The sequence below is a fragment of the Rhodococcus sp. 14-2496-1d genome (genome assembly GCF_002259365.1).
In the GTDB taxonomy this organism is placed as follows: Bacteria; Actinomycetota; Actinomycetes; order Mycobacteriales; family Mycobacteriaceae; genus Rhodococcoides.
In genome coordinates, this window is the sequence record NZ_NPFV01000048.1 from 1 (window position 1) to 4,707 (window position 4,707).

The 4,707-nt window shown below is 64.0% G+C and carries 8 protein-coding genes; 1 reads left to right on the top strand and 7 read right to left on the bottom strand.

Annotation, left to right across the window (positions count from 1 at the left end; translation table 11 throughout):
• Positions 1 to 25: 25 nt before the first annotated feature.
• The 6 genes from CH296_RS28285 to CH296_RS28310 form a co-directional block, all read right to left on the bottom strand.
• On the bottom strand, positions 26 to 370 hold the full coding sequence (locus CH296_RS28285; RefSeq protein WP_094686278.1) for a hypothetical protein: 345 nt from the start codon (positions 368 to 370) through the stop codon (positions 26 to 28).
• Positions 363 to 713 (bottom strand): hypothetical protein, encoded by a 351-nt coding sequence (locus CH296_RS28290; RefSeq protein ID WP_094686279.1) that lies wholly within the window; start codon positions 711 to 713, stop codon positions 363 to 365. The genes CH296_RS28285 and CH296_RS28290 overlap by 8 nt, the downstream gene beginning before the upstream one ends.
• On the bottom strand, positions 714 to 1,028 hold the full coding sequence (locus CH296_RS28295) for a hypothetical protein (protein ID WP_094686280.1): 315 nt from the start codon (positions 1,026 to 1,028) through the stop codon (positions 714 to 716).
• On the bottom strand, positions 1,028 to 1,408 hold the full coding sequence (locus CH296_RS28300) for a DUF6221 family protein (RefSeq protein ID WP_094686281.1): 381 nt from the start codon (positions 1,406 to 1,408) through the stop codon (positions 1,028 to 1,030). Before CH296_RS28300 ends, CH296_RS28295 begins: the two co-directional genes overlap by 1 nt.
• A 437-nt stretch (positions 1,409 to 1,845) precedes the next feature.
• A complete protein-coding gene (locus CH296_RS28305) occupies positions 1,846 to 2,991 on the bottom strand; it encodes a hypothetical protein (RefSeq protein WP_094686282.1) in 1,146 nt (381 codons plus the stop codon).
• Positions 2,991 to 4,232: an SGNH/GDSL hydrolase family protein gene (locus CH296_RS28310; RefSeq protein ID WP_143546468.1), complete on the bottom strand. Its 1,242-nt coding sequence runs from the start codon at positions 4,230 to 4,232 to the stop codon at positions 2,991 to 2,993. Before CH296_RS28310 ends, CH296_RS28305 begins: the two co-directional genes overlap by 1 nt.
• A gap of 30 nt (positions 4,233 to 4,262) precedes the next feature.
• Between CH296_RS28310 and CH296_RS28315 the strand changes: the two genes are divergently transcribed.
• Entirely contained in the window at positions 4,263 to 4,508 is a 246-nt protein-coding gene (locus CH296_RS28315) for a hypothetical protein (RefSeq protein WP_094686284.1), read from the top strand.
• On the opposite strand, the gene CH296_RS29375 is transcribed toward CH296_RS28315, so the two are convergent.
• Positions 4,492 to 4,707, bottom strand: a 216-nt coding sequence (locus tag CH296_RS29375; RefSeq protein WP_218830281.1) for a hypothetical protein, incomplete at its 5' end; no start/stop codon positions are given. The genes CH296_RS28315 and CH296_RS29375 overlap by 17 nt on opposite strands.

The following is a 4,707-nucleotide window of genomic DNA, read 5'->3' on the forward strand; positions in this document are numbered from 1 at the left end:
CATAAATGCTCGCGCTGATGTCGCGTCAGCCGCGACGCTTCGGTCGTTCGATGATGGGAAGACTGGCGAGTGAGTAGTCCCCCGGAGGCACTTCGGGGAAGGCCTCGCGATACGCGAGCTTGCCGAGAACTGCGGGTACGAGCCACGGCGTCGTGTCGCGAGCCCTGCCGTCCGACCATGCTCGAGCACCGCAGTCGCCGCACTCGCACAACTCGTAGTGCTTCTCGTCCGGTCCCCAGCCCACCACCCGCTGCAGGGAATGATCGCAGTCTCCGACGTACGGCACCTGATTGGCCCGCGGTCCTTGACCCGCGAACCAGGAAATCGTGCCAAGCTCGCGCATGTCCTGATCGACGTGGGGGTCAGCCATTGGTCGGCCATTTGTCGTTGATGTGCCCATCTTCGAGTGGGTGCAGGATGTGCGGGTACGGCAGGCCTGCGTACAGACATCGGGCCATCTCCGGCAGATCCTTCCGCTTGACGATGCCCCGCTGTTCCGCGATGAACTCGTCGACGGTCCAGTCGTAGAAGCCGTCACGGGAGGAGCTACCCGTGCGGTCCGCTCGCTCCCACCTTTCGGGGCCGGATGACTCCGGGCCGAGCGCCTCGGTCAGAGCGGCACGGTCGCCGCACACTGCCGGGCAGTCGGTGATGGTCGACCAGTCGACGTACAGATCTTCGTCGGGACTGATCTTGACGATGTAGTGCGGCATCTACTGCTCCCCTTGTTCGTCCAGTTGCCTGCGCGCTGCCTCGAACTTTGCGGCCAGCTGGGCGCGCCTGCGTTTTTCCTCGGCCCACTGCGCCTTCTGCTCGGCACTGGGCCAGCCGCCACGACGGCCCCAACGCTCCACCGTGTTCCGAGGAACACCCGAGATCCGTTCAACCTCACGCACCGAACCGCCTGCCAAGAGCGCCGCAGCAATCGCAGCATGCAACTCCTCGACCGCCTCCGACTGAGCGGCGACAGCGGCACGGAGCCGGACCGCGAGAGCATCCGGGACGAGCCCCTTCCGCTGCGGTGTCACTACTCCCACACGATCGAAGTGAAATCTGGGTGGTCGGAGTACACCTCAGCCATTGGCCGGAGATCAGCGCAGATGATGCCCTCGTTGCCGTGGTAGCCCCATCCCTCCTCAATGCGCTTGATCGTCGATTTGATGAGCGCTCGCTTTGCTGTCACCTCACGCAGAACACGTTCGGGGTTGAAGCGCTCGATGTGCCGCGCGCCCTCTTCCTCGTACGCCAGCCCGATGTGCGGGGTGATGTACCAACCGGGTGGAGTGTCGGCGAGGCCGAACTGGTTGTAGCTCGCCGACCATCCCGAGTCGAGCTGCTTGCTATCGATTGCTCGTGCGACCTGCTCGTCCTCGCCGAGGCGAGCCAACAGAAATTCGACTACGTCCATGCGGGGAACCCTACCCGAAAGGTGTCCCATTGTGGGGACAGTCTTGGTGTTATGGGCGGGTAGCGGGAGCGCTCATGAGGGGTCATTCGCCCGAATGACGGACCTGCAAAGTGTTGTAACAGATAACGAGAAACGTGCGATTATCTCGTTTGTGACCACAATACGAGCGGCGCTGCTCGCTGCACTGTCGCTTCTCGGACTCCGGAAGCCTGCACAGGCAGAGCCGCGCAAGCACACCCGAGAGTGCACCTGCTCCGCCTGCTGCTGGACCCGCGACTAAGCGTCCGCGTCGCTCGGGAGATCCGGTAGTTCGACCAATAGGGCCGGTTCCGATGGCTCGTCAGCGCACTCGACCGTTTGAGATCGGACATGCCTGGTGACACCGTCGTCGTACTCGAAAAGCGGAGCCCCGCAGAGATCGCACTTGTCCATGACAATCACGCCTTCCTGAGCCAGATGGCGGGAGCGGTGTTCTGCACGCTCGCGCCGGCGGTGAATGGTGACGGCAGTGCACCTGCCGCGCTGGTGAAGTATCCGACGGCCACCCCCGAGAACGTACTGATATCGGCGAGATCGACCCCCACGTCGGGGAGCGAAATCGACCCGGACAGCGTCCGCATCGTCGGGTTCCCGCCCTGTGGTGCGACACCTTTCCAGATCCGTTCACCAGCGGTGAGGGTCGCCGCTATGGTGGCTTCCTTGACTCCGACCGTCGACGCGTCGCCCACAGCACCGGAGTCAAGAATCAGCGCGCCGGGATACCCGCCGCCGTCGCGGTACAGACCCCACCGCAGGGTCGTCGCCGCGACAGCTGCGGTCACCTCAGAGGCGATTCGGTCGTAGACACCGGACTCGGGCACGATCCACGGGGTGACTCGGAGCCGATCGGCGGTCGGGGTTGCAGTGCCGAACGCGACGCCCGAATCGCCGTAGTACTTGCCCGATCGCAGGCGTCGGACAGGTGGCAGATCGGCCACCCACGTCGATCCATCGTTGAACACCCTCATTGACTGGCCAGGCGCGATGATCACCGACGGCACTGTCACAGCCCCGGTATTGATGGTGTCCGAGCCGTTGGGTGCGAGGGTGATCGACGCGGTGCCCCGATTGTGGATCAGGTACTCCATGCCGCGGTTGAGCGACACGGCCGGCAACGTCCACGCAGAGGCTGCCGTCCCGGTGAACGGCCACACCGATGCAGCCCGCGTGAGCGTCACCGCCGCACCGGTCTGCGCTGACGCCACCCGGCGATACAGCGACGCCGTGGGCATGAAGCTGGCGATCCAGAATCCGCCGTCGTCGTGGATCATGACCGACTCACCGGGCATGAGGGTGATGGTCGTCGACGCCGAAGGTCCGTAACTGAAGTTGGCGTCGGTCCCGGAGATCGTCAGCGGTCCCGCACCGGGTTCGCAGGTGACCACGAACACCGGACGCTCACTGCGGCGCAGTGGTGGCAACAGCGTGCGAGCGGGTAGGTACCACGTCGCCGCCGCAGCACCGACGTAGAAGTACGGCCGAGACTCGGTGATGTAGTCCGTGGTCCGGGTGGACATGATGGGCTTGCGGGTGTCGTTGTACATCAGGCCGCCTTCGCGATTTCGGCTTGCAGTGGTGGCGCGAGCACGTTCTCGCCGTTGCTGTCGGGGTGAATGCCATCGATCGTCGTACCGCTGGCCATCTGGACCTGCCCGCCCGATGTCGCACCCGAGATCGCTGCCGCGGTGTCGGCTACAAGAATTCCCTTGTCTCGCAGGGCGAGAACGTCGGCGTTGTGCGCAACTCGGAGTGCATCGGTCGCGCCCCATGGATTGACGGCAGTGTTGACCGGCAGCATCGTCCAGACCACCGGGGTGACCCCATTGGCCTTGCACGCAGCGAGGATGCGGAGCAAGCAGGATCGTTGATTGGCGATGCCCGCAGCAGTCAGGGACGACGTCTCGTCGTTCGGCGAACCGGACGGGATGATCGCTATGTCGGGACGTGACCGTGGGTTCTCGATGAAGTCGATCGCCCGGTCGGTGATGTAGTTCATGGGCTGCCCGGAAAAGCCATTGTTCGAGTCGGTCAGCGGCTTGGTTGCGGTCGACACCGCCTGGATGGCCTTGCCGACGAACCCCTCCCCGATCCATGTTCCGCGACCTTCGGTGTTCGAGTCCCCGAACCGGGCAGTGCGGACGACCCGGCCGCGTGCGAGGAACTGGATGCCGACGATGGGCGACTGCGAGCGGTTGACGGTGGAGGTGAACAGAGTCGGATCGGTCACGGCGTTGCCTGCCTGATGCCGCATGACCCACAGCAGACCGTCCGTACGGCTGGCCCAGTTGGTGAAGTCGTCGGTCGAGATCCCGGATGCGGGAAGTGTCGCGTTGCCCGAGAACCATCCGCGCACGGCGACGAGTGGCTTGGTGCCGGAATCGGTCCGTGGGATGGTCCGCAGCGGTATCAGGTCCGAGAAGGTGAACTCGGGCTGGTACGACTGCGCCGCGACGGTGGTGGGGATGTACGCCTGACCGCCCTGCGTGACCGGTGACCATGCCAACCCGGAGCCGTTCAGGTCTGCAGTGGAGGGCAGCGCGACGGCCTTGGCGATATAGCAGATGTCCGAGAATCGGGGCTGGTTGTTGGCGATGACGAGGCGGATTGCGTCTGCGTGGATCGGCAGTTCTGCGACGAGATGGAAGCTCTTCGCATCCGAGTTGTCGATCGACGTCACACGGCCACACAGTTTGCGTTCGCCCATCGTGCCCTTTGGGACTGTCGAAAGAGACGTGAACCGCTTGCGGGCGTCGGCCTTGGCCATGCCGAGGGTTACAGGGTCCATCAGAGCCTCCTGGCGTGCAGAATGTCGAGCATGGGAGAAAAGATTCGTGTCACGACCACGTTCGACGTAGAGGTCACTGACGAGATGACGCTGCGGAGCGCTGGATTCAAGGCACGGCAGGCCAACCCTGCATTGTCGTTGAGTTGGGACGACACACTTGATTCGAACGCTGAGGCATTGAAGCTGCTCCTCGGCCACGTCGCGATCAGTTCCATTCCGGGCGCGCGGCCGCTCGCGGTATCGACTACCTCTGTGCCCATCACGGACGAGCTGTGATGCTGAGTAGGGTTCCTGCACTGTCGTAGCTGTAGTCGCGGGTAATGCCACCCGACACGTCGGTTGCAACCGAGCCGTCCGAGTTGTACGTGTAGTCGGTGACAACCCCGTTCGTCGTCACGCGGGTCACGTTGCCGGTGGCTGGGTCGGTGACAATGACTGTGGCTGCCGGAAACTGCGGGGCATAACGAGTGTCAGC

What these genes read in the sequence shown, in the direction of transcription:
- CH296_RS28285 (WP_094686278.1), bottom strand. Translation starts at nt 370, where the DNA reads ATGGCTGACCCCCACGTCGATCAGGACATGCGCGAGCTTGGCACGATT.
- CH296_RS28290 (WP_094686279.1), bottom strand. Translation starts at nt 713, where the DNA reads ATGCCGCACTACATCGTCAAGATCAGTCCCGACGAAGATCTGTACGTC.
- CH296_RS28300 (WP_094686281.1), bottom strand. Translation starts at nt 1,408, where the DNA reads ATGGACGTAGTCGAATTTCTGTTGGCTCGCCTCGGCGAGGACGAGCAG.
- CH296_RS28305 (WP_094686282.1), bottom strand. Translation starts at nt 2,991, where the DNA reads ATGTACAACGACACCCGCAAGCCCATCATGTCCACCCGGACCACGGAC.
- CH296_RS28310 (WP_143546468.1), bottom strand. Translation starts at nt 4,232, where the DNA reads ATGGACCCTGTAACCCTCGGCATGGCCAAGGCCGACGCCCGCAAGCGG.
- CH296_RS28315 (WP_094686284.1), top strand. Translation starts at nt 4,263, where the DNA reads ATGGGAGAAAAGATTCGTGTCACGACCACGTTCGACGTAGAGGTCACT.